4 protein-coding genes are annotated in these 5,098 nt (G+C 29.9%); all 4 read right to left on the bottom strand.

Going from position 1 to position 5,098, the window contains the following annotated elements:
• Positions 1–378 precede the first annotated feature (378 nt).
• On the bottom strand, positions 379–1,887 hold the full coding sequence (locus tag B0A58_RS09740) for an Eco57I restriction-modification methylase domain-containing protein (RefSeq protein ID WP_089080902.1): 1,509 nt from the start codon (positions 1,885–1,887) through the stop codon (positions 379–381).
• On the bottom strand, positions 1,887–2,801 hold the full coding sequence (locus B0A58_RS09735; protein ID WP_089080901.1) for a hypothetical protein: 915 nt from the start codon (positions 2,799–2,801) through the stop codon (positions 1,887–1,889). The genes B0A58_RS09740 and B0A58_RS09735 overlap by 1 nt, the downstream gene beginning before the upstream one ends.
• A 494-nt stretch (positions 2,802–3,295) precedes the next feature.
• Positions 3,296–4,198: an IS3 family transposase gene (locus tag B0A58_RS09730; RefSeq protein ID WP_243389480.1), complete on the bottom strand. Its 903-nt coding sequence runs from the start codon at positions 4,196–4,198 to the stop codon at positions 3,296–3,298.
• 5 nt (positions 4,199–4,203) lie between these two features.
• A complete protein-coding gene (locus B0A58_RS09725) occupies positions 4,204–4,575 on the bottom strand; it encodes a transposase (protein ID WP_089080899.1) in 372 nt (123 codons plus the stop codon).
• Positions 4,576–5,098 lie beyond the last annotated feature (523 nt).

Here is a 5,098-nt window from a genome sequence, read left to right as displayed (position 1 = left end):
ATTTTGATGTTGTCAAACAATAATTCACTCAGAAAACCTTCAAGCACCACAAAATTGGCTTTATTTCTCAAAAGTCTTTTGATTGCCCAATCGAATCTAATTAATGTTTTACGCATTCCTTAAAATGTTTTTGCAAAAATACAAAAAAATGGCTTTAGTTTTTTAATTCCCTTTAGAACACTCAAAAAAAAGAGGCACTAAATCCTCTTTAAATACTATCTAAAAACTTTTTGACAAATCCTTAAGAGCCGCAAATGGAATCGGTTTAACTCATTGGATTTTATTTTTTATAGGTATTCGTTGATTACAATTCATTGCTCGGCTTACAGGTACAAGGAAACTCTAGCTGTTACCTGCTGGCCTTTTTTTCGGTCTTGTTTAGAAGCCATAAATTTCTTCAAATTTTTCGTTTATTTTCTGTTCAATTCCAATGTCATATTGCCCAACAGTTGCGATACTTGTTAATATATTTTGTACCAAATTCTCAATAATTTCCCTATCTGATTTTTTTGGTTGGATAAAAGGTATTTTTTTTATGTAATTTGCTGGATTGTTTGCAGACGGATTTATTGTTCTGATAAGTTTGTTGCAAGTTGTTGAATTGAAAAAAGCTAATAGATAATAAGTTAAACTTTCTTCTTTCGGAAATATTCCAACTATAGACTGGTCAAATAATTTATTTTCAATTAATGAAGCCGTTATACTTGATGAACTTATCATAGGAACTCCTATGCCAAATTTAAAATAATATTGAGGATTTTGGAAACGTGCTTTTTTGTCTTTCTTATAATGCAAAACAGCTTCCTTGCTCCAATTCATAAACCAACCTTCTGGTTTTAAAAACTTTGTATTGCCACCTTTTACAATTGGTAGAAAATGCTTATCACTCTCAAAACCGTCAAGAATATTAATGACGTTTTTATATTCTCGATTGATTTTATTGGGGTCAACTAAATTATAATTTTTACCATTTTTTAAGTCGGGACTATTTACTTGCAAAAAAGTTTTGTCGTCACCCGAATAAAATCCTGTAACACAATTAGCAATGTCTCCAATTTTAATTTCTGCTTTATTTATAGCATTTGAAATACTTAAATTGTCTGAAATTAAAAAGGCATAATCAGGATTTGAAAATATTACTTGTTGTGAGAATGAATAAACTTTTAGTTCATTTTCATTAATTTTTGCCAACTGTTCTACAGTTGAGAAATTAGTTAATACTTTAAAAGTATTGGCTAAACATTCCTTTTGGTTACTATTTTTTTGTAACGTAATAATTGAAAGGTTAGCATATCCAAAGTTAACACCTGGAAAAAATGAAGAAGGAAATAATGCTAATTCTACAATTTTTGTTTTACTTAAAATATGCTTTCTGATTGCTTTGTGCATATGTAAATTCAAAAATGTATCGGGAATAATGAAAGATAAAATACCATCTTCTTTCAATAACTCAATGCAACGGAACAGAAACAAAGTGTAGCTTTCTTTTGCATATAATTCAGAATACATTTTTTTTAATATGACTCTTTTCTCCATATCTTGCCACGCACCATAAGGTGGATTAGCAATTATTTTGTCGTAATATCCACCAAAGTTTGAGTTGAAACTTAAATCATTGTCAAGCAAAGTATCACACTCTCTAATACTTACATTTTGAAAAGTTGAAAATTTTTCTTGCAAAACTGCAATCGAAGCTGGATTTAATTCGCAAATGTCAATATTCGCAAATTCATTTTCGTCTAATATCGCTTCAATAAATACCCCGTCTCCACCACAAGGTTCAAATATTTTGTCTGTTGGATTAAGCGAAAGTTTATGTACCATATAATCAACAATTGGTGTCGATTTGGTATAAAATGCCTGATATTTTCTTGCTTCGTTTATCATTACCAAAGTAGATATTGAAGTAAGTTTTTATCAGTAAAATGGGTAATGGTTTCATTGTTAAAATCATTTGCCCAATCAATGTTTGTGTCAGTCCATAATTTTAAATCATAGCCTGAATGCGTTTTTATTTTTTCGTATGCTTCATTTCCACAATATGCTTCCCAAATACCTGAATTTTTCAAGGTATTGAAATAGCTATTGTTTTCTTCTGCTCTAACAAATAATAAGCATTTATAATTTTCATCAAGATTTTGATAAATCGTAGCAACTAATAAAAGTCTATTTGTGTTACCTTTTTCGTTTGAACCAAATCCACTTTTAAAATCCACAACATACTTTTGGTCGTTGTGTAAAAAATGTAAGTCAAGTTCCAACTGGATTTCTCCTGAACTAACTAAACTCCAAACTTTATCGTAGTATATTTTTAGTTCTTGTTTTTCTTCAGCTGTAATGGTTAAGCTATCAATGTAATCTGCTATTTCATCAGTCATTTTCTTTTTGACTTCAGAAAAAAGTGGTGGTATAAATAGTGAAATATCGTTTATTGGATAATAAAAACAGAGTTTACAAAATGGGTCCCACAATTCTCCAACTCTTCTCGAAAAATCCATATATTCATATGGTCTTACAGAATTTCTGCTTTCAATCATTACTACAATGTTACAATAAGTAACCATTAGAATACATTCTAACTTCTCTTTGTTAGTCCATTTTTCTTTTTCTGCTTGCTGTAAGATAGTAGTAATTAAAGTCGATTTGGTTTGATTTAGGCTTTCGTTAATTGCTCTTGCTCTTTTGTCTGATTGAGTTTCAGCAAATTTAGATTTGATAACAGTCAAAGCTTCGCTTGCTCTATCTCTAAAGTAAGATAGAAGTTCAATTTTCCTGTCTTTAATTGTCTTATCAATATTCATTTATTTGTCTTAAAAATTATGTTGCAAAGATACAAAATTGAACAGGTTTTTTTTGAGTTTTATGGTTAATTTGAATGTTAAAATGTCTGCTAATTTTTGAAGGTGTCGGTTTTTTAGGCTTGCAGGTAACTAGTAGCTAAACGAAAGATATTGCGTTTTAAACATAGTGTATCTACTTTGCGAAAGTACAAACAAAAAAATATTTTGCAACTTTTTTGTAAACAAAATTACAAGAATAAAAATGAGAAGTTAGAGGTACGAAGTTTGAAGTTTGTGGTTTCATAATTTTGGTTTACATAAAGTTTCTTTTTTATACTTTTTTGTTAATAACCTAATTTTTATATTTCCTTTTTTATATTTTACTTTGTCGTGTCATTGAAAAGCGGAAGATGGTTTGTTGTGGGGACTCAAGCCATCCAGGAATATCAATTGACCAACGGAAAAAGTTGTTTTTAAGCAGTAGTTTGTTTTTGCAAATCTACTGCTTTTTTAGTTTAATTTACTAAACTTTTTTTGTTGTTATGCCTCCTCAAAGTCCCCCTAATTTCATTAGTAAAATCATATAATTTCATTTTTGGAGGATTATTGGTAGTATGAAGCCATTTTTCAAATTCCACTGGTGTTTTATAATTTAATTCCTTAACAGGTCTTTCTTCATTAAATAATCGTTTAATTTCTTTTAATTGTTTGTTTAAATCAGCTAGATTTTTAATGTCTTTTATAATGTAATCGTTTTTTAAAACACCATTTAATTGTTCTGACATACCATTTTGCAAGCAGTTCTCGGCTTTACTCATCTTTATTTGATGTTTAATCAACATATTTTTGTATTCATTTGATTTATATTGCGACCCTGCGTCGGAATGATGAATACAATTATTGATTTCAACTCCTCGCAATTTAATAGCTTGTTTTAAGGTCATTATTGCATTCATTGCCAGCATATTATCACTTCCATACAATCCAATTATTCGTTTGCTATACATATCCTTAAGTGTGAAAATATAATACGTTTTGTCTTTTAAAATAAGATAGGTAATATCCCCAGCAATTACTTGATTGATGTTGTTTAATGTTAATCCATTAATCAAATTAGTGTCGCATTTTTCATAAAAACCATCTGTTGTTATTATTCTTTTTCGCTTTTGTTGAATAGTTAATCCGTTTTTTGAAACTATTTTTTCAAATTTATTGATTCCCATATAATCTATTTTTAATTGATGATACATTGTTCTTGAACCCATTCTTCTATGTTTTTTACGAACTTCTTTGACTTTTAAAATAGTACTCTCTTCGATTTCTTCTCTTTTTATACTTGACTTTTTCTTTTTGTAAAGAAATTGTCTAGAAAACCCGTTTGCCCTAAAAAATTCTTCTTTTGAAAACCTCTCAGCAATTACATTTAATCCTCTTTCAATTGCTGAGAGTTGTACTTTTTTTCAATATCCATTCCGATTTCTTCGCTTGCACTTTGAATAACAGCTTCCTTATAAATTATTTGCAATTGTTGTTTGCCAATAACGCGTTCTAATTCAGCAACTTTCTTCATCAATTCCAAAGTTTTTGCTTCTTCACTTACTTTTTCAACGACTATGCGTTCTGTCTTTGAATAATTTTTACTATATTTTAAAAGCCATTTGCGAACAGCTGTTTGGGTTACTTCATACATTTTACAAATATCTGAAACTTTCATCTTGCCTTGCTCGATCAAGGCTACTTTCTCTTTTTTGAATTCCGTACTAAAGGTGCGTCTCATTTTACTAATTTTTTCCATAAATTTACACTTTAAAAAGTTTTCAACAAAACTTTATGTAAACTTATTTCATGAGACCACAGTTAGAAGTTTGAAGTTAGAAGTTAGAAGTTAGAAGTTAGAAGTTTGAGTTTTGAACAAGAATAAAAATGAGAAGTTAGAGGTACGAAGTTTGAAGTTTGAAGTTTGAGTTTTGAAGTAGTAATTATAAAGTTAGAAGTGAAAAACGAAAAGTAAGAAGTTTTAAAAAAAACTTTGGTGAGTGGAGACTGCTTGTTGGGGGTTGCCCGCATGAGGGATAGAGCAAGGCACCATGTGCTCGTGATAGCCCGACGGCAAAAAAAGGAAGCCCCGCCTGAAGGGTTTGGGGCGTGGGGGCTTGCTTTTTTTTGCTGGCATGCCCAAATGATGCTGTTGTTATTGTCGTTATGTTTTTATACTCAATACTGTTGTAAAATGGCTTCATTTGTTAGTTGTTGTTTGTAAAATATCTGACATCTTTTAGCCTGTATAATAATACCAAAAATACATATAAAATAGTCCA

The sequence above is a fragment of the Flavobacterium branchiophilum NBRC 15030 = ATCC 35035 genome (assembly GCF_002217205.1).
Lineage (GTDB): Bacteria > Bacteroidota > Bacteroidia > Flavobacteriales > Flavobacteriaceae > Flavobacterium > Flavobacterium branchiophilum.
The sequence above is the reverse complement of the archived record's forward strand: the minus strand, read 5'-3'. Positions and strand labels throughout refer to the sequence as shown.